Raw genomic sequence first — 17,090 nt, 5'->3', positions numbered from 1 at the left:
GGTTCCCCTGACATCGCTACCCTGGGGAAGTGACTGATGGAGAGACCGGCGGGACGTTTCGACTGGCGTACGTGCCCGGGGTGACACCCGCGAAATGGGTCAACGTCTGGATCGAGCGAATGCCCGAGGTGCCGATCACCCTGGTCGCGGTTCCCGCCGCCGAGGTGGTGGGACTCCTGCGGAACGGCGGTGCCGACGCCGGATTCGCCAGGCTGCCGGTCGACCGGGACGGGCTCAGCGTGATCCCTCTCTACACGGAGACCACGGTGGTCGTGGTGCCCAAGGACCACGTGCTGACCGCCGCCGACGAGGTGGCCCTCGCCGACCTTGACGACGACGAGGTGTTCCACCCTCTGGACGACACCGTCGAGTGGACGGTCCGGCCCGGGCTGCCCGCGTTCACCCGCCCGGCCACAACGGCGGACGCGGTCGAGCTGACAGCGTCCGGCGCCGGGATTCTCCTGGTTCCGCTGTCGCTGGCACGCCTCCACCACCGCAGGGATCTCACCTACCGGCCGGTGCCGGACGCGCCGCAGTCTCAGGTCGCGCTGGTCTGGCCCACGGACGCGACCACCGACCTGGTGGAGGACTTCATCGGCATCGTCCGCGGCCGGACGGTGAACAGCTCGCGGGGCCGTACCCCCGCCTCCCCCGCGAAGAAACCGGCGAAGCGGCAGGCACAGAAACCCGCGCAGAACGGCTCCGGTCGCCGGACCGTGCCGACCGGCCGCAAGAAGAAGGGCCACCGACCTCGGTGACCTGCGGACAGATACGCCGATCACCCTTGGTAAGGAATGAGCACCGACGGCTGTCAGGCTGAGGCGGTAAGTCGACGCTCATCGGCCTTCATGGTGTCACCGTGGAGCCGCGAAGATTCCAACCCCTGAATTCCCGCTCACCAACGGGAGCCCTTCGCGACGTAGCGGGCTCCTCGCCCTGCTCCAGAGCTGGTCGAGACTCGACCTCGTGTGCCTGTGCGAGGTGGTGCCGCACCCTCGCGAACCGCGCTTTCACGAGAACACGCAGGCCAGGTTCATCGATGAAGGGCGAAACACGACTCGCCTGACTCGGAACCGCACGAATGCTTGCCCGGGCTTGTTCGGATTCGGTAACCGAGTCAAAATCAGTTCAGCCTTCAACTAATTGGTTGGAGGGTCACTGCACGGATGAGGAGAGGCATGAAGCGCATCATCTCCATTCTCGTCGCCGCCGTCGCCCTTGGCGCCACGCTCACCGGCGTCAGCCCCGCGTCCGCGGCCACCTCCGCAGTCGACTGCTCCACGGGCGAGTACACCCGGGTCCTGAACAGCTACATGCCCACCAACCTCGAAAGGGGGGCGATAGACGGCCGCAGCTACAACATCGGCGGCTCGTTGACGTACACGTTCGATATCTGCCTTGACATCCCGGACACCTCGACGTTCACCATCGAGGTACGGATCTGGAACAACGGGACACAGACGTCGTTCGTGGACGACCGGCCCGGGGACAAGATCTTCCGCTACACGCTCGCTCCCAACAGCTTCTGGCAGGTCTACGGCACGCTGACCGGCCCCGGCAGCACCTACCTCTACTACACCTGGCACGAGAAGATGACCCTCTCCTGACGTGGCATGGGCCGACCACCTCGTTCGGTGAGGCGGTCGGCCCTACCGGCCTGGAAGCCTCTTTGACCCGGTTCGAATTCCACAGCTCCCGATCTCTCAAGCGGCTCGGTGAGCGACCGGATTCGCCGCTACCGCTTTTCACTGCCGCACGGGATCACAAAGGCCACTTCCCGATCACGAGAGGTGGCCTTTGAAGTGGAGCCGAGGGACAGGTGAGCGGCGGCCTCAGCCCTTGAAGGCGCCGTTCATGATCCCGGCCACCATGCGCCGCCCGACGAAGACGAACAGGACGAGCAGCGGGAGGGTGGCGAGGAAGGAGCCGGACATCGCGAGCCCGAGGTCGATGCTGAAGCTGTTCTGCAACGCCTTGATCGCGATCTGGACGGTGTACATCTCCGGCGACTTCAGCACCACGAACGGCCACAGGAAGTCGTTCCACGCGGTGACGAAGCCCAGCAGGCCGAGCACGAAGGCGGCGGGGCGTACCAGCGGGAACGCGACCCGCCAGAAGATCTGCCAGGTCGACGCCCCGTCGATGCGGGCCGCCTGAAGGATCTCGTCGCTGATGGCGGACGATATGTGCTGGCGCATCCAGAAGATACCGAAGGCGTTGGCCAGGCCGGGGACGATCAGCGCCTGGAGCGTGTCCACCCAGCCCAGCGACGAGATGATCATGTATTGCGGGACGATGGCGAGCTGGGTCGGCACGGTCATCGTCAGAACGACGACCAGGAACAGCGTGTTGCGGCCGCGGAAGCGCAGTTTGGCGAACGCGAAGCCCGCCAGCGCGCACAGCACCGCCTGGCCCACGCCGATCGACCCGGCCACGATCAGGCTGTTGACGATCGACTGGACGAACGGCACGGTCGAGAACACCAGGCCCGCGAGGTGGAAGAAGTTGTCGCCCGGCACGATCTCGGGCGGCAGATTCGTCGCCGTCGCGGTGTCGGTGGTGGCGACGATGAACATCCAGTACAGCGGGAACAGGCAGAAGAAGACGGCGAGCGCGAGCAGCGCGTAGGTCCACCATCGGACACGATCGCCGGAGCGTGGTCTCGTCGTGCTCACGATCGCCTCCTCAGCCCTTGACCGGGCGGATCCGGGTGGACAGGAAGTAGTTGAGGCCGGCGAGCACGACGACCATCACGAACAGCGCCACGCCGACCGACGCGGCGTAACCGAACTTGAACTGGGTGAACCCCTGCTCGAACAGGAAGAGGGTGAGCGTCTGGCACTGACGGATCGGCCCGCAGGTGGTGGCCGCGCCGCGGTTCACGAGCAGCGGCTCGGTGAAGATCTGCAGCCCGCCGATCGTCGAGGTCACGATCGTGAACACGATGACCGGCCGCAGGGCGGGGAGGGAGATGTGCAGGAACTGCCGCACACCTCCGGCTCCGTCGACGGCGGCCGCCTCGTAGATCGCTCGGGGAACGGCCTGCAAGGAGGCCAGGTAGAGCAGAGTCGTGTAACCGAACCACCGCCAGGCCACCATGACGGCGATCATCACATGGCTGCCCGCCACCGACTGGGTGAAGTCGATGTGCTCGACGCCCACCAGGCCGAGCAGCCAGTTCAGCACCCCGTAGTCGCGGTCGAACATCTGGACGAACACGATGGCGGTGGCGGCCACCGAGGTGATGTACGGCACGAGCATCGTCATGCGGAAGAACACGGCGAAGCGCAGCCGTACGTGGTTGAGCAGGTGCGCGAGCAGCAGCGCGACCAGCAACTGCGGCACGGTGGACAGCAGCCAGATGCTCACGGTGTTGCGCGCCGCGTTCCAGAACCGCACGTCCCCGAGCAGCCGATCGAAGTTGTCCAGGCCGACGAACACCTGCTCGCCGATCGGGTTCCAGTCGAACAGCGCCACGTAGAAGGTGAACAGCAGCGGGATGAGACCGAACACCGCGAAGAGCACGAAGAACGGGGCGATGTAGGCGTAGGGGGCAACGATCTCGGCGAAACCGCGCCGCGCCGCCTCCACCGGCGGGGCCGGGGGCAGGTCCGCTTTGGTGGGGCTGATGCTCGTCGTCACGGTCTGCTCGCTTCCCCGCCACCGGCGCGGGCCCCTTGGAACGGCCCGCGCCGGCGACGCTCGCGAAGGGGCCTAACCACCGATCGCGGTCTTGATGTTGGTCACCGCCGCGTCCCACGCCTTCGCGGGATCACCCTTGCCCTGCTCGACGTTGGTGATGGCGTTCGTGAACTCCGTGCCGATCGTCGTGCTCTCCGGCCCGATGAGGAACGGCTTGAGGCCGAGCAGCGAATCGGTGTAGATCTTGCCGATCGGTGCGCCGGAGAAGAACTCGTCCTTGGCGGAGGTGAGCTTCGGGTCCTGGTAGACCGACGGGGTCGCGGGCAGCGACCTGGCCTCGGAGAAGTGTTCGAGCTGGCCCTGCGGCGACTGCATGGTGGCGATGTACTCCCAGGCGGCCTTCGGGTTCTTGGCGTTCTTGGGGATCGCGAGGAAACTGCCGCCCCAGTTGCCCGAGCCGCCGGGGATCGTGGCGATGTCCCACTTGCCCTTGGTGTCCGGGGCGTTGTCGCGGATCTGGCCGAGGAACCAGACCGGTGCGGCGGCGACGGCGAAGTCCCCCCGCTTCATCGCGGCGCTCCACCCCTCGGTGAACGAGCTCTGCTTCGCGGTGATCCCGGCGGCCACGGCCTTGAGCGCCTGGTCGAAGGCGGCCCTGACCTGAGGGCTGCGTTCGTACACCAGGTTGCCCGCGGGGTCGTAGTACTTCTCCTGCCCCTGGTTGACCACCTGCGAGTAGACGCTCCCACCCGCGTTGTCGATGAACGCCTTGCCGGTGGCCGCCTTGTACTTCTTGCCGACCTCGATGAAGGCGTCCCAGGTGGGCCAGAGCTTGCCCACCTCCTCACGGTCCGTCGGCAGCCCGGCCTCCTTGAACAGATCGGTCCGGTAGGCGATGGCCATACCGCCGACGTCGGTCGGGATGCCGATGATCGAGCCGTCCTTGGCCGTGGGCTGGCTGATCACCCAGTCCAGGTAGTCACCCTTGACCTTGTCGGCACCCAGCGTGCGCAGGTCGACGAAGTTCTGCGGTTGCTGGACGAACTTGGGCAGGTCGTCGCCCTGGATCAGCACCAGGTCGGGCACCTTGCCGCCGGCGAGCGCGGTGGTGAGTGCCTGCGCCGTCTCCTGCGCGTTCCCCACCTCGGTCAGCTTCACCTGCACGTCCGGCTTCTTCTTCTGGTACTCGGCGACGGACGCCTTCTGGTTGATCCCGGTGAACGACCAGAACTCGAACGACGAGCCGCCCGATTCGCCGGAGGGAGTCCCGGACGACGAGCCTGAGCACGCTGCCATGCTGAGGGCCGCGGTAGCGGCCAACACGACCGCTGAGACGTTACGGAACTTCACGGCGACCTCTTTTCGCTTGCTGTGGTCAGGGATGCGATGTGCGGCCCGGCAACGCGAGGACGCGCCGCGCTCGCCGGGCACCTCCTCCGCGCGCAGGACGGTGCCGCGCCGCCTCAGACTCCGGATCGCGAACGCCGGACAGGTTCGACACCGCCATGCCGACCTGCCGCCTCACCTGCGAAGCCTTCTGACATCGCTCTTGAACATGAAACTTTCGGAATGTCACACCGGTCATTGATCCAGGACATTAGGGCTCTGCCGACCTGAGCGTCAATATTCTTACGGCAATGTGTCTGAAACAATCGGCCTGTCGGTTTTATGTTTCGGGAGCACACCGCCCCCTCCACCGAGACGACGGAGGCGGCCTGCCAGGCAGATCACCAGAAGCGAAGAAGAGATTCGGCCCTCGGGTGGCAACCTCGAAGAGCGGAGCAGCCGGCCACCGACCTGACGTTGGAGGATCGATGGGTCTTCTTGAACCAATAGTACGAATGGCGATATATATCAGTTATGGCGCTACGCGAGCAGAGCTACCTGATCCTGCTGGCCCTGTCCCAAGGCCCGCTCCATGGATACGGGGTGATCAAAGCAGTGCAGGAACTGTCCGAAGAGCGTGTACGCCTTGGCGCGGGCACTCTTTACGGCGCTCTGGATCGACTGGCGGGCGACGGACTGGTGATCGTGGTCAAGGAGGAGGTCGTTTCCGGCCGTCATCGCCGCTACTACGATCTCACCGGCCACGGTCGTCAGGTGCTGTCCGAGGAGACCGCCCGCCTGACGCGCTTGGCCGCCACCGCTCAGCGCCGATTGAGCCTCCAGCCCGGGATGGGGATGTGATGACCCCCGAGGTCACCTCTACCTACGAGCGTCGCTGCCGACTGCTGATGCGTCTGGCCTACCCAGCCCGCTTCCGGGAGTTCCGCGGTGCCGAACTGCTGAGCACCCTGATGGATCTGGCCGAACCAGGGCAGAGCAGCCCAACCTTGCGCGACGGCCTGGACGTGCTCCGTGGCGGACTCACGCTGCGCCTGCGCGAGCACCCGCCGGTGTGGCACTGGCTGCCCTATCGGGCATTCGGCTGGCGACTGCCCTGGAAATATCGCTGGTGGGCCAGAGACGATATCCAAGGCCGATTTTTCCTGGAACGGCATGTGGTCTTCGCCGTGCTTGGCTGGAGCCTGTATCTCACATTGATCCAGTCTCCTATACCGTTGCCGTACTGGCCCCTGCTGAAGGTATCGGGAATTGCCTACCTGATTCTTCTGCCGTTCAGGGCCCGCCTGAGACGTCTATTGCTCGCCAGACACGAGTTCCATCCTGATGGCGCCTCTTACGTAAAATCAGCGCTCCAATCATAAATCGTTGCCTTTCGGCTGGAGCTCCCTCGTGTGTACTGGATATCAGGACGCCTTGGCCGCTTGGAGCGGCGGTTACTATTCGGCAGCCGGATTCAGGGGGACGGAAGTCTCGGGCATCGACCAGTGCGAGGGGTCTATCACATCATCGGCGGAAGGCGCGGCGATGTCGGTTTCGGCACCCCAGCCGGTCAGACGAGCATCAACGACAAACGAGACAGGGACACCACCGTTCTTGGAAAACGGTTGGCTCCATGAACCCCAGGCCCTGCGCACCAGCTGGTCCTCACCGAGCCAGAGTCGCCAAGACATCTTGGCCTTCGCTTCCTTTTCGGTGAGCATCACCACGAGTCCGAAGGGGAATCCCTGAGAGGCCTTGGAGAGCTGACCGACGGTCATCGTGCCCTGGTAGAGCGTGGTACGAGTGCCGTCGTAGACGCCTGCGGGGCGCTTGACCTTGGTAGTGGCCAGCACCGCCTTCAGCATGGCTGGATCGGCGAGCTTGATCCAGCCGGCGTCCAATTCCGGACGGACCTCGTCGTCCTCGTTGAGGAACCAGCTTTTGCCGTCGGGCAAGTAGTCGTTCTGGATGTACTGGCGGCCCTCAAAGATGATCTGCCGTACGGGATCGACCCGTTTTATGCGGTCGGAGTCATGTGTCATATCGACGGCTACGATCTTGCCCTTACCGAACTCGGCGACGGCCTTGGTCCAGACGTAGTCCTTATCCTTCTGCTCCTCCGTTACGGTGCGGACCATCGACATCTTCACACCCCGGTTCTCGACGAGCCGGCGCTTGAGAGCGTCGATCGGGTCAACGGGAGCTCCCTGGGCGCCTGCGGTGGTACCGAATCCAGCCACCATCGGGACGACCAGCATGACGGCCGACGCAGCGATCCATCGCCTCATCTGAGAACGTACTCCCACTCGTGCCCAACACGGTGAAGGGCTTCAGCCCGATCTTTACACTTTGACGTCTCGCGCTAATTACAGCACTCCACCTCGCTGATCCAGGGTGAGGAACGAAGTCCCGGATCAGCGATCGGCCCCCGACCACGTACGGCGTCCGACCACGCAGTGGCGATCGTAGGGCTGTATCTGTGCGGCGGCGTGACCATGGGCGGGCCACGAGGTACGGGCGGCTTGGCCTGTGAAAATAGGAGGCGACCGGTAGGAGGCCCACGTCAGGATGGTCGCTCTGTGCCCGATATGAAAGGAACTGAGCGACCATGCCTAGCGCCATCACTTTGATCCGCTCCGCTTCTCTGTCCGACATCGCCGAGTACGCTTACGCAGCCACGGCGCCTGCCGAGTCACGACTCATCTTCCTCGCCGGAGCGTGTCCCCTGAACGAGGACGGCTCGACGGCAGCGATTGGAAACTACGCGGGCCAAGCAGCGAAAGCCATCGAGAACATGCGGGCGGCTCTCACTGCCTCTGGCGCATCATTGCAGGACGTCATCAGCACACGGGTTCTCGTCGCGTCCACCCGGCGGGAGGATTTGGTGGCTGCCTGGCAGGTAGTCCGGGACTCGTTCGGTGACCATGACGTACCGAGCACCTTGATGGGAGTCACCGTGCTTGGTTACGACGGCCAGCTCGTTGAAATCGAAGCCGTCGCCGCCGTACTCGACTCCTGAGCAGTAAGGCTCTATCTGGGCGGAGGGATCGGCACCGTTTCCATACTTCACCGCGCCGCCGGCACCGAAAGACCATTTCCTGATCATGGGAAGTGGCCTTTGCGGTGGACCTTGTACTCCAACCGTAGATCCTGATCACGCCTCGCGTGCGGCTTCCCGCCGGTAGTGGCTGACCGGGAGCGGACTTAACGGCGTCGCCTCCAATAGGACCAGTGCAGGACGTCCGCCACAATGCAGGTGGCCCGGTCGCGCAGACGAACGAACAGGCGCCGGATCTCGCCAAGAGTCGGCCACCTGGCGCTGCACCCCGACCATGCCGGTGCCCGATTAAGACAGGGCCTCGATGGGTGCTGTGGGCACCAGCTCCTGCACGGCCTGAGCGAGCTCCGCGTCGAGCGTGATGAACGCATCGGCTTGGAGCAGGGTCAGGGCGATGTACTCGGCGGCGAACGTGTCCGGCCACCCGAGTTGGTCGGCGATCTTCCACGCGGTGCTCTGAAGGACACGGTCGCCGAGCAGTCGAATCCGTAGCCCTCGCACGTAGTTGAGCAGGCGATCGGCGTCCTTCTTGGTCATCTCACCGCGGCCAACTGCTTGGTAGAGAAGCGACAGCATCTGTGAGCGAAGAAGCGTTGGAGCCAGGATCTGATGCTCGCCGGGGATCACGGCCTCGTTATGGGCCAATCGAAGGGCCACGTCCGGCCCGATCACATACTTGGTCAACGTGACCATCTCCTCCGTGACACAGAGACGGCAAGGAACCTAGTACGGCAGAGGCGCCGCGCCGCTCGCCCTGGGTGCCGCCCCGAACAGTGACGGACATCGTAGGGCACAGCCCGCGCGCGGATCACAAGATCATAACGGGCCACTCCAGCACACGCGCCGCGATCATCTACAAGCACGCTACCGACAAGCGAGGGCACCAGGTCGCGAAGCAGATCGACAGCCTCGCGAGAGGGCAACTCAACAGCGGATCGGGCACGCAGCGGGCACGGCTGACAGACTCACCACATGATCGAGATCGACGGCCCCTTCTATCGCATCAGCGACCCTGGCTTCGAGATGCTGATCCCCCGCTGGGAAGGGCATGATCCCGAGACCGCCGATCAGGCCGACGCGACCATCACGCTTCCTGACGGCACTCGGCGCTATGCCACCTTTATAACCCTCGGGACCATCTCCGGGACCATGGATCGTTGGCGGGGTACGGGCGAATGCCTCAACGGCCGGTACTTCTGGTGCTCGGACCTGGTCATCATCCGCAAGCCTGGCTTCGTCTCGATGACCGACGCCGTACGAGACATGATCGCGACTGGAGAGCTTGAAAGCGCGTGCAGTGCACTGCCAGTCGACGAAAACGATCAACCTGCGGATTAAAAGAAGTCGGTCTAGTCGAGGTCTGGGGCTCTGGCCTGGGGGCGGTGTCCGTGGACGTTCGCTGAGTCCCGGCGTCGTTCGCCCTCTTGGCTGTACTTATGGCTGTACAGCCAGGGCTCCCTCAATGGCCTGATCGCTTCCTTATCAGGACTGTCCCGGCCATGATCAGTGACTCGGAACTTGCTCCTGACCGGTGCTGGACGGGGTGGACATGAGCCGCCATGTGCCTCTGTTGGGTACTACCGGACCATCGAAGATCAAAGCAGTTGCACGGCAGGGAACCAACGGCACATGATCAGAAACATGGCTGGCCTGCCTGACCCCTTGCCTGTGTTCTTCGACTGCGGTTGCTCGAACATCTACTACTGCCCGCGAGCTGGTGAAGTCGAGTGCCCTCGACACAGTGGTTTCGATGTTTGCTGCGACGCGCTTGAGCAGCACATCTCGATTCGTGCCACTACCGGCCATCAGGAGGCTCCGTGACAGAGGGAGAGAAAGAAATACCCGTAGGCCAGGCCCTGAATGGTCTCAACGTCTACTCGCTTCCCGAAGGATGGACCGCTCTGGGCGCGATAGTTCTCGTGAAGTGCCTTGATGAGGAAGGCCACTCCTCATGGGCCTTCAGGACCACGGATGGGCTGAGCGATGAGGAACTTCTTGGTGCCCTGACTGTCCGAACCGATCTCCTCCGCCGCAAGTTATATGACGCGTACACGAGTGACGACGATGATGAATAAGATCAGGTGCTCTTCCAGCGACAACATCAGCTTGGGAAGTCTCTATCGCACCTGGTCACTGAGCTGGAGAGACGATGACCTGCGAGGGAGGGTTCCGATTATCCGCGGTTCCCCGTGATTCTCCCTTGATCACCCTTCTGACGGGCACGCGGAGTGTCTGCGCCCACGCCGCACGCCCGGAAGGCAGGCAGGCAGGCGCCGGGCCGTGCGGCGGCGCGCCGCGCCGTCGCCTTGACGGCCTCGCCCGTGGGGCGCTCGCGAAGGGATCGGGCACACAACGGGCACGAGAGCGAAAGAAGGCCGAATGAAGATCAAAGCCCAGGTTACGGCAACCATGCCTGACCTGGGCTTTTTCGTGTCCGAGAGGGAGTGGAGCCTAGGAGATTCGAACTCCTGACATCCTGCTTGCAAAGCAGGCGCTCTGCCAACTGAGCTAAGGCCCCGAGATTCAAGCGGGTACCTGAGAGGGGACCTGCTTCAGTCGTACACGGTAGCAACAGGAGCCGCCCTGGCGCCAATTGGATTGGCGGGGCGCCGGCATGTCGTACTGAGCGAAACAACCGGAGGTCTGGAGGGTTCCAGGGCAAGGGGGCGGCCTTGGCGATCAACCTATCGGGCGGACCGGTACTGGCTTGAGCCGAGCGGGCAAGCCTGGATCGCAGGGGCGAGGCGGGTGCGTCGGGTACGTCACGGACCCGACGCACCCGCCGTGCCCGTTCGTCAGAAGTGGCCGATGGTGACCGAGCTGGAGGTGAGGGCCCAGCGGTGGAGGACGGTCGTTTCGGCCTCGTACATCTGGGTCTTCAGCCCCTCCAGGGTCCGGTCGCAGATGATCAGCGGCTCCGGGGTGGGCCAGGTGGCGATGGCGTGGAACAGGCGGCTGCCGGTGCCGTACAGCACCGACCAGCCTGGGCGGGTGGCCTGCAGCATCGCGGCCTCGGCGCGGGCCTCGTGATCCCAGGTGTAGCGCGGCACCGCGATGACGGCCTGGCCGTCGCGGTGGCGGCCCCTGGCGGCGGACAGGCAGCGGCGGATCATGAGATCACCTGCCCGGCCTGCTCCCGCTCAGGTATCTCCCGTGCCACCTGTTCGTGTGCTGCCTCCTCCACCTCGCGGGCGAAGGTCTCCTGGCGGGTGGTCTCGACCTGCAACGCCTCCAGGTCGTCGGCGTCGACGGTCCGCTCGGCCCCGGCATGGGTGGCCACCTCTGAAAAGGGCCGTTCGCGGCTGGCCCACAGCCGTCCGGCGTCGCTGAGGATCAGCCGCCAGCCGGGAATCGTCGTGGGACTACTGGTGGGCTCTGGGTGGGTGGAACTACCATCTGTCACTGATTGGACCTCGATCCGATCAAAGGCCCGCCCGGTCGTTCGCAGCGTGGGGCGGGCCTGCCTCATGAAATGGAGGGGTTCGCCGTACCGGCCAGGTGACCGGCACGAAGATGGGGTGACCGCTGAGCGGTTCGGTGCGCAGGTGGTTCTTCGCCTCGGACGGGACACGAGGCGATGCCGGGAGCCCAGCCCAGACGGCCTGGCAGGAGCGGTCCCTGACGGCGACGCCGGACGCGGGCGACAGAGCCTCCGCCGAAGCGACGACACCGGTACGAGCCGTTCGGCGGACGCACTCCGCTCAGGACGACGCTGCTCGGGGATCGGCGGCATCCCCTCGATGGATCCCTGAGCGGGGATCACGGCGGACGAGGCCACAGGGGCGGGCTCGAAACACGGCAGGGAACGGTCTCCGGTACGACGGACCCGCAGCCGGATGGCCATCAGGTCGCCGGAAGGCTGGACGTACTCGTGATCGGCGGGCCGATCAGGGCAGCCGTGCGCGTAAGGGGCATGCCCGCAGACGGCACACCCCATCGGCATCGGCGGCACCTCGGCGAAACAACCGCAGCCACTTGCCTTGGTCCGGTCGAGAACCGCAGCACCAGGGTTGTTCACGGGTCAGCGCTCCCTTCCTGATCGAGGTGTGCGTACGACGCGATAGCGCCGTGAATCGGTCGAAAAGTTACTTCCTGAGCGATATTCTGTTGGCTTGTTGGCCAACAGGGGAGGTAGCCAGGAGGCCTGTTGCGATGCTCTCGTGCGAATCGACCCGGACTCATACGTTCCCGCCTACCACCAGATCGCCGATGACCTGCGTCGGCGTATCGAAGACGGAAGTCTCGCACCTGGACAGAAACTCCTACCCGAAGCGCGCCTCGCTCATGAATACGGCGTTGGCAAGGACGCCCTTCGCGATGCGCTGGCCCAGTTACGCGGCGAAGGTCTTGTTCGTACCGTGAGCCGAGACGGGACGTATGTTCGGGATCGAGTCGAACCCGTCTCGGTGTCTCTTCGAGGCCCGGCACTCATTCGAACCCGCATGCCCACCCCGGAAGAGCGCAGACGACTACGCCTGGGCGAGGGCATTCCGGTGCTCATCGTGGAGGCGGACGGGGATTGCCGAGTTCTCGCGGGCCACGTGACCGAGATCAAGATCCTGTGAGCGAGCATGGGCATCTCGGACAACCTCCTCTCCAATAGATAGCTACCTATTCAGTCTCGACTGGCCGTCGAATCCCTGTCAATAGATACTGATGTATTCGAAGGGAGAGAAGTTACTTGGCGCGATGGCATGCTGTTGCCGCTTCACTTCGCGAAGCGATTCTTAATGGTACATATCGACCGGGAGACACTATTCCAAAAGAGGAAGAACTGGAAAAACTTCACGGCGTCAGCCGTTCGACCATACGCAGAGCAGTCGCTCAGCTGAGCGCCGAAGGATTGCTGACACCGGTCCGCAGAGGTGGAACGAAGGTCAGGGAACGGCACGAACGCAACCGGATCACCCGTGCCCGGACGGTCTACCGTGACGAGCGCGGCTACTACTTCGATCCGGCCGCGCGCCCCTGGACCGCTTTGCGTCCTCCGGTGGTCCGCTGGGGGCCCGCTCCCCATGACATCGCGCATTCCTTGGGCATTGAGCCGGGAACGGAGGTGCTGATCAGAGACCGGGTAATGGGCGATCCGCAGACAGGGGATCCCGTCCAGCTCGCCACGAGTTACCTTCCGGCGGACCTGGCCAGAAACACCGTTCTCGCCGAGGTCGACACCGGGCCGGGCGGCATCTATGACCGCCTCGAAGAGGCGGGCCATGCTCCGTTGCAGTGGTCGGAGGTCGTCGTCGCATCGGCACCTTCAGAGAGCGAAGCGACTTCCTTGAAGCTCGCACCGGGCGTCCCGTTGCTACGCCTCATTCGGACCACCCGGTCCGCAGACGGACAGATTCTGGAAGTCAACGACTGTCGAATGTCCGGCGAACGCTGGGAAATCGGCTACGACCTACCCCGCAGCCACGGCGCAGAGTCCGGCCGGTAACGCTCGACTCGACGTCCTCCCCTGAGACGACATTCTGGGAATGACGGTCGAATGCGCGGAAATTCCCATTCACCTATGGGAGGGACGTATCTCTGTTCGGCCCTGTTTTTCCCGCTGTCGGGGCGGGTCGCTTTCCCGTCAGCGGGACGCGGCGGCCAAGGGTGCTTCGGCGGGAACGCCGCCAAGGAGGCCGGGCAGGCACGTGATGGAGTCGAGGATGTGGGTGGCCCCGCCGTTGAGGAGGCGTTCCCTGCTGTGGACTCCGGTCATGATGCCGACGACCATCGTCGCGCCGGCCCGGCGGCCGCTGAGCATCTCGCTCTCGGAGTCGCCGACGACGGCGACCTGGCGTACGTCCTCGATGCCGAGGCGCATGACCGCGTTGAGGATCATGTCGGGCATGGGGCGTCCTCGTCCGGCGTCTTCCGGGCACAGGGCGAGGTCGAGCCTGTCGGACCAGCTCAGGACGCTCAGCACGCGGCTGAGGGTGACGCGGCTGAAGCCGGTGGTGAGGCAGATCTTGACGTCGGCGTCGCGGAGCCTGTCGAGTGCCCCGACGATCCCGGGGAGCGGGGCCAGGCCCGCGCGTGCGATGGCGCCCTCGTAGGAGCGCTCGAAGGTCAGGTTGGCCGCCTGGGCCTGGGCTTCGTTGTCCGGGAAGATGCCTCGGAAGACGTCGATCGTGGGAAATCCCCGGGACCGGTGCACGTGCACCATGGCACGAGCGTACGCACCGGTCCCGGGCACGATGCCCTGAGTGGCGATCGCCTCGGCGAACGCCCGCTCGACCATGGCGACATCACCGATCGTGGTGCCTGCCAGATCCAGGCAGACAAGCCTGATGGGTGTTATTCCATCTTGGGCAAGGACCATGAAAGCACCCGAATCGGTAGCCGCGTATGTCAGTTTTCGCTGCCGGTGGCCTCGGTCCACAGGTCGAGCTCGGCGCGGTCGGCCTGCACCTTGCGCCAGACCAGCAGCCCCCCGAGGGCGACGAGCGCCAGAACGAGCAACTTCTTCACGGTGTGACCCCACTTCTTGAGAAGTCTCACCTGCCGGGGTGAGACAACGCCCGGTTCGAACGGTTCCCTGCAGCCTAGCAAGGGATCGGGCGGTGATCCGGTCCGTACGACAGGCCCAGGGCCGATCTACACCAACCGGGTGATTTTCAGCATCATGCCGTACGGAACGCGTTCCGACGATCACGATCTACCGTGAGTCTTGTCGCGAAACCGTCCTGGTTCTCACGATAACCCCGGTGAAGCGGCCACTTTACCCGCCCGGAGGTTCCGGTCCTCGACCGCCCGGGAATGGTGGCGTCCGCCACGGGCACGACCAGCGCGTTCACTCGCTCCGACTCGATTACCCGAAGCGCGAATGACACAAACCCGCTCGGTATGGGGCGTTACAGGCGACGAGACGCCCGGGGAGGTTCAGGTGTTTTCGACGAGATCGGCGTAGTCGGGGTGGCGGTCGATCCACTCCCGCACGAACCAGCAGAGGGGGACGACCTTCGCGTTCTCCGCACGGGCCGCGTCCAGTGCCGTTTGGACGAGTGCGGCACCGATCCCCTGGCCCTCGTACTCCGGCTGGACCTTGGTGTGGGGATAGACGATGACCCCATCGCGCCGGATGAGGTCCAGCCGCCCGGCAGGCCTGCCGCCCACTTCGGCCACGAAGGAATCACCGTCGGGAGAGAGCTTGACGTCCGCCTGCATGGTGGTCCTCCTTCGCCGGGCCGCCATACGGTCGTACGACGGTCTCTTGGTCAGCCGTTCCCGCGTGGCGTTCATTCCCGGCCTCGGCTTAACCCTCAACAGAACCGGACATTCACCCTGAAAGGTCGAATTTCTTCACAAAGGAGATCTGTCGCGGAAAGCAGTCGAACAGACATGGCAGATCATTGATCTTGCGAGCGGGGGTTCGTCGGTGGCGGTCTCTGTCGCACGCGCTCCGGATCGTTGAACCGTGCGACCGGACGGCGGTGCCGACCGCGGGTCCTGGCACCGTAACCACAGTGGGATAACGCCTGGTTGCTCCTCAGTTGTACCGTAAGGGTTCTCTAGAGGAATTCGGAGGATCGTACGCTGAGAGTGACCGGATCGGCCCCCGCCCCGGCTCCCGGGGCGATCATGCTCTCCCATTCCGATACGGGCATCACGCCCGGCTGCCGTCTCTCGGCCGTGCTCTCCTCCCACCAACCGTCTGCAGAGGTATATCCGTGAGCGCTACCGTCCGCGTGACCGACGTGTCCGACCCCGCCGCGCAGGAGACCCTTCTCCTCGCGCTGGCCGGCGAACTGGACTACAACAACGCCGAGCGCTTCCACCACGACCTGCAGGACGCCATCGGCGAGAACAGGGGCGACCTCGTCATCGACCTGACCGAGCTGACCTTCTGCGACTCCACGGGGATCCAGAGCTTCCTGAAGACCCGCCAGACCGTCCAGGACCGCGGCGGCAACATCGTCCTGACCAACCTGCATCCCCGCCTGGAGAGGCTCTTCCACCTGACCGGCCTCGCCCAGGCCTTCGGCATCCAGCCCACCGTGGCCGACGCGCTCAAGGCACTGCGACCGAGTCAGCCGTCGTAACCGATCCCGGTCCCGCCCGGCCGCCGCTCACCGAGAGCACGACCGAGCGAACATCTGTTGGTCCCGGCGGTCGTAAGTTGGCAATGAGCGGGCAGGTGTCTAGCATCGTGTAACTCGTCAGCAACGCCCTGATTCTGGAGCAAGTCGGCGCGCCCCCCGGTGACTGCCAGATAAGGCGATCTCAAGGGGGTGTCGTGACCGGCGACCACGGCCAGCACTGGCCGATCGACGAGGACCTCAGCGGTCTGCGGGAGCGTCTCCAATATCACGCCGTTCAGGCAGGCATGCGGGGCGAACGGCTGGACGACCTCCTCCTCGTCACCAACGAGGCGGTCATCAACATCCTGGAGCACGGCGGCGGCAAGGGCACGCTGGCCATCTGGCAGAACGAGACCCACCTGACCGTCGACGTCACCGACACCCTGGGGCTCCTGACCACCCGGTTCGTTCCCAGCGAACGTCCCACGGGGACGGTCCGCGGGTTCGGCCTGTGGCTGATGAACCAGCTGTGCGACGAGTTCGCCATCGACCAGACGGAGCAGGGGTCACGCGTCCGCCTGCGCATGCGCCTCGTCCCTCCGGCGGAGGGGAACGGGGCCGGTGATCCGGCCGACTCCGCGCGGTCCCCCCTCACCTCCGGCGCCACCGACTCCGCGCGGTTCACTTCCACCCCCAGCACCATGGACCACGTACGGACCAGCCCCATCTCCAGCGCCGCCGATCCCAGCCGGGGTGTCTCCGATCCCGCACGGGACGATCCAGGCCAGGACGAACTCCAGGTCTCGATCTAGGGCCTCCGGGTCTCGTTCCAAGAGTTCCGGTCTCGTTCCAAAAGAACCCGGAGAATTTCCGAAACGCCGTTCAGGGGCGGTCTTCGCGGTCCGGCGGCCGCGGCGAAGGGATCACCTGTCGCGCCGCCCCCGGTCCGCCCCTTCTCCGTACGCAATCCTTGACCGTCATCTGGCGGGAGATCGACGTACCGGACAAATGCCCGCGATATGATTATCCGGCCAGGTCAGCGCCTTAATAGGTGA

General features: G+C 64.7%; 21 protein-coding genes, 1 tRNA gene and 1 pseudogene. 12 read left to right on the top strand and 11 right to left on the bottom strand.

Annotated features, from left to right (window positions below; all coding sequences use genetic code 11):
* Positions 1–29 precede the first annotated feature (29 nt).
* Positions 30–758 carry a LysR family substrate-binding domain-containing protein gene (locus AB0B96_RS24295; RefSeq protein ID WP_362902046.1) on the top strand — a complete coding sequence of 243 codons (729 nt, stop codon included), beginning with the start codon at positions 30–32 and terminating at the stop codon, positions 756–758.
* Positions 759–1,178: 420 nt separating this feature from the next.
* On the top strand, positions 1,179–1,607 hold the full coding sequence (locus AB0B96_RS24290; RefSeq protein ID WP_362902044.1) for a hypothetical protein: 429 nt from the start codon (positions 1,179–1,181) through the stop codon (positions 1,605–1,607).
* 225 nt (positions 1,608–1,832) lie between these two features.
* On the opposite strand, the gene AB0B96_RS24285 is transcribed toward AB0B96_RS24290, so the two are convergent.
* The 3 genes from AB0B96_RS24285 to AB0B96_RS24275 form a co-directional block, all read right to left on the bottom strand.
* Positions 1,833–2,675: a carbohydrate ABC transporter permease gene (locus tag AB0B96_RS24285; RefSeq protein ID WP_362902042.1), complete on the bottom strand. Its 843-nt coding sequence runs from the start codon at positions 2,673–2,675 to the stop codon at positions 1,833–1,835.
* Positions 2,676–2,685: 10 nt separating this feature from the next.
* Positions 2,686–3,642 carry a sugar ABC transporter permease gene (locus AB0B96_RS24280; RefSeq protein ID WP_362902040.1) on the bottom strand — a complete coding sequence of 319 codons (957 nt, stop codon included), beginning with the start codon at positions 3,640–3,642 and terminating at the stop codon, positions 2,686–2,688.
* 72 nt (positions 3,643–3,714) lie between these two features.
* Positions 3,715–4,992 carry an extracellular solute-binding protein gene (locus AB0B96_RS24275; protein ID WP_362902038.1) on the bottom strand — a complete coding sequence of 426 codons (1,278 nt, stop codon included), beginning with the start codon at positions 4,990–4,992 and terminating at the stop codon, positions 3,715–3,717.
* A 510-nt stretch (positions 4,993–5,502) separates the two neighbouring features.
* Between AB0B96_RS24275 and AB0B96_RS24270 the strand changes: the two genes are divergently transcribed.
* Both AB0B96_RS24270 and AB0B96_RS24265 read left to right on the top strand, forming a co-directional pair.
* Positions 5,503–5,829, top strand: a complete 327-nt coding sequence (locus tag AB0B96_RS24270; RefSeq protein WP_362902036.1) for a helix-turn-helix transcriptional regulator — start codon at positions 5,503–5,505, stop codon at positions 5,827–5,829.
* Positions 5,829–6,350 (top strand): hypothetical protein, encoded by a 522-nt coding sequence (locus AB0B96_RS24265; protein WP_362902034.1) that lies wholly within the window; start codon positions 5,829–5,831, stop codon positions 6,348–6,350. Before AB0B96_RS24270 ends, AB0B96_RS24265 begins: the two co-directional genes overlap by 1 nt.
* Positions 6,351–6,425: 75 nt before the next feature.
* Here AB0B96_RS24265 and AB0B96_RS24260 read toward each other — a convergent pair whose 3' ends face one another.
* Entirely contained in the window at positions 6,426–7,256 is an 831-nt protein-coding gene (locus tag AB0B96_RS24260; RefSeq protein WP_362902032.1) for a hypothetical protein, read from the bottom strand.
* Positions 7,257–7,576: 320 nt separating this feature from the next.
* Between AB0B96_RS24260 and AB0B96_RS24255 the strand changes: the two genes are divergently transcribed.
* Positions 7,577–7,987: a Rid family hydrolase gene (locus AB0B96_RS24255; RefSeq protein ID WP_362902030.1), complete on the top strand. Its 411-nt coding sequence runs from the start codon at positions 7,577–7,579 to the stop codon at positions 7,985–7,987.
* A gap of 327 nt (positions 7,988–8,314) precedes the next feature.
* Here AB0B96_RS24255 and AB0B96_RS24250 read toward each other — a convergent pair whose 3' ends face one another.
* Positions 8,315–8,710, bottom strand: coding sequence for a type II toxin-antitoxin system VapC family toxin (locus tag AB0B96_RS24250; RefSeq protein ID WP_362902028.1), 396 nt, complete (start codon positions 8,708–8,710; stop codon positions 8,315–8,317).
* A gap of 288 nt (positions 8,711–8,998) precedes the next feature.
* Between AB0B96_RS24250 and AB0B96_RS24245 the strand changes: the two genes are divergently transcribed.
* Positions 8,999–9,364 carry a hypothetical protein gene (locus tag AB0B96_RS24245; protein WP_362902026.1) on the top strand — a complete coding sequence of 122 codons (366 nt, stop codon included), beginning with the start codon at positions 8,999–9,001 and terminating at the stop codon, positions 9,362–9,364.
* Between the two features lie 479 nt (positions 9,365–9,843).
* Entirely contained in the window at positions 9,844–10,101 is a 258-nt protein-coding gene (locus tag AB0B96_RS24240; RefSeq protein ID WP_362902024.1) for a hypothetical protein, read from the top strand.
* A gap of 370 nt (positions 10,102–10,471) precedes the next feature.
* Here the strand turns inward: AB0B96_RS24240 and AB0B96_RS24235 are convergent.
* From AB0B96_RS24235 to AB0B96_RS24225, 3 genes are all read right to left on the bottom strand, one after another.
* A tRNA-Ala gene (locus AB0B96_RS24235) sits at positions 10,472–10,544 on the bottom strand.
* Between the two features lie 277 nt (positions 10,545–10,821).
* Entirely contained in the window at positions 10,822–11,139 is a 318-nt protein-coding gene (locus tag AB0B96_RS24230; protein WP_362902022.1) for a hypothetical protein, read from the bottom strand.
* Complete coding sequence (locus AB0B96_RS24225) at positions 11,136–11,429, bottom strand: hypothetical protein (protein ID WP_362902020.1); 294 nt, start codon at positions 11,427–11,429, stop codon at positions 11,136–11,138. The genes AB0B96_RS24230 and AB0B96_RS24225 overlap by 4 nt, the downstream gene beginning before the upstream one ends.
* 757 nt (positions 11,430–12,186) lie before the next feature.
* On the opposite strand from AB0B96_RS24225, the pseudogene AB0B96_RS24220 reads away from it, so the two are divergent.
* From AB0B96_RS24220 to AB0B96_RS24210, 3 genes and pseudogenes are all read left to right on the top strand, one after another.
* Positions 12,187–12,396: pseudogene (locus tag AB0B96_RS24220) on the top strand (winged helix-turn-helix domain-containing protein); the annotation flags it as partial.
* Positions 12,397–12,468: 72 nt separating this feature from the next.
* Positions 12,469–12,591, top strand: a complete 123-nt coding sequence (locus AB0B96_RS24215) for a hypothetical protein (protein ID WP_362902166.1) — start codon at positions 12,469–12,471, stop codon at positions 12,589–12,591.
* A gap of 116 nt (positions 12,592–12,707) precedes the next feature.
* Entirely contained in the window at positions 12,708–13,463 is a 756-nt protein-coding gene (locus AB0B96_RS24210; RefSeq protein ID WP_362902018.1) for a GntR family transcriptional regulator, read from the top strand.
* Between the two features lie 138 nt (positions 13,464–13,601).
* Here AB0B96_RS24210 and AB0B96_RS24205 read toward each other — a convergent pair whose 3' ends face one another.
* The 3 genes from AB0B96_RS24205 to AB0B96_RS24195 all read right to left on the bottom strand — a co-directional run bounded on the left by AB0B96_RS24205 (position 13,602) and on the right by AB0B96_RS24195 (position 15,181).
* Positions 13,602–14,336, bottom strand: coding sequence for an HAD-IA family hydrolase (locus AB0B96_RS24205; RefSeq protein WP_362902016.1), 735 nt, complete (start codon positions 14,334–14,336; stop codon positions 13,602–13,604).
* Positions 14,337–14,365: 29 nt separating this feature from the next.
* Positions 14,366–14,485 carry a DLW-39 family protein gene (locus AB0B96_RS24200; protein WP_211264163.1) on the bottom strand — a complete coding sequence of 40 codons (120 nt, stop codon included), beginning with the start codon at positions 14,483–14,485 and terminating at the stop codon, positions 14,366–14,368.
* 411 nt (positions 14,486–14,896) lie between these two features.
* Complete coding sequence (locus AB0B96_RS24195) at positions 14,897–15,181, bottom strand: GNAT family N-acetyltransferase (RefSeq protein ID WP_362902014.1); 285 nt, start codon at positions 15,179–15,181, stop codon at positions 14,897–14,899.
* 503 nt (positions 15,182–15,684) lie between these two features.
* On the opposite strand from AB0B96_RS24195, the gene AB0B96_RS24190 reads away from it, so the two are divergent.
* Both AB0B96_RS24190 and AB0B96_RS24185 read left to right on the top strand, forming a co-directional pair.
* The gene (locus tag AB0B96_RS24190) at positions 15,685–16,056 is read left to right on the top strand and encodes an STAS domain-containing protein (protein ID WP_362902012.1); all 372 of its coding nucleotides are present in this window, start codon (positions 15,685–15,687) and stop codon (positions 16,054–16,056) included.
* Positions 16,057–16,250: 194 nt separating this feature from the next.
* Positions 16,251–16,847 carry an ATP-binding protein gene (locus AB0B96_RS24185; protein WP_362902010.1) on the top strand — a complete coding sequence of 199 codons (597 nt, stop codon included), beginning with the start codon at positions 16,251–16,253 and terminating at the stop codon, positions 16,845–16,847.
* The last annotated feature ends 243 nt before the right edge of the window (positions 16,848–17,090 follow it).

Origin of the sequence: Streptosporangium sp. NPDC049046 (assembly GCF_040649155.1) — a bacterium.
Classification (GTDB): domain Bacteria; phylum Actinomycetota; class Actinomycetes; order Streptosporangiales; family Streptosporangiaceae; genus Streptosporangium.
The sequence above is the reverse complement of the archived record's forward strand: the minus strand, read 5'-3'. Positions and strand labels throughout refer to the sequence as shown.

Excerpts from the sequence above, each read along its gene's own strand:
- AB0B96_RS24290 (WP_362902044.1), top strand. The coding sequence starts at position 1,179 with ATGAAGCGCATCATCTCCATTCTCGTCGCCGCCGTCGCCCTTGGCGCC.
- AB0B96_RS24270 (WP_362902036.1), top strand. The coding sequence starts at position 5,503 with ATGGCGCTACGCGAGCAGAGCTACCTGATCCTGCTGGCCCTGTCCCAA.
- AB0B96_RS24265 (WP_362902034.1), top strand. The coding sequence starts at position 5,829 with ATGACCCCCGAGGTCACCTCTACCTACGAGCGTCGCTGCCGACTGCTG.
- AB0B96_RS24260 (WP_362902032.1), bottom strand. The coding sequence starts at position 7,256 with ATGAGGCGATGGATCGCTGCGTCGGCCGTCATGCTGGTCGTCCCGATG.
- AB0B96_RS24255 (WP_362902030.1), top strand. The coding sequence starts at position 7,577 with ATGCCTAGCGCCATCACTTTGATCCGCTCCGCTTCTCTGTCCGACATC.
- AB0B96_RS24245 (WP_362902026.1), top strand. The coding sequence starts at position 8,999 with ATGATCGAGATCGACGGCCCCTTCTATCGCATCAGCGACCCTGGCTTC.
- AB0B96_RS24230 (WP_362902022.1), bottom strand. The coding sequence starts at position 11,139 with ATGATCCGCCGCTGCCTGTCCGCCGCCAGGGGCCGCCACCGCGACGGC.
- AB0B96_RS24215 (WP_362902166.1), top strand. The coding sequence starts at position 12,469 with ATGCCCACCCCGGAAGAGCGCAGACGACTACGCCTGGGCGAGGGCATT.
- AB0B96_RS24205 (WP_362902016.1), bottom strand. The coding sequence starts at position 14,336 with ATGGTCCTTGCCCAAGATGGAATAACACCCATCAGGCTTGTCTGCCTG.
- AB0B96_RS24195 (WP_362902014.1), bottom strand. The coding sequence starts at position 15,181 with ATGCAGGCGGACGTCAAGCTCTCTCCCGACGGTGATTCCTTCGTGGCC.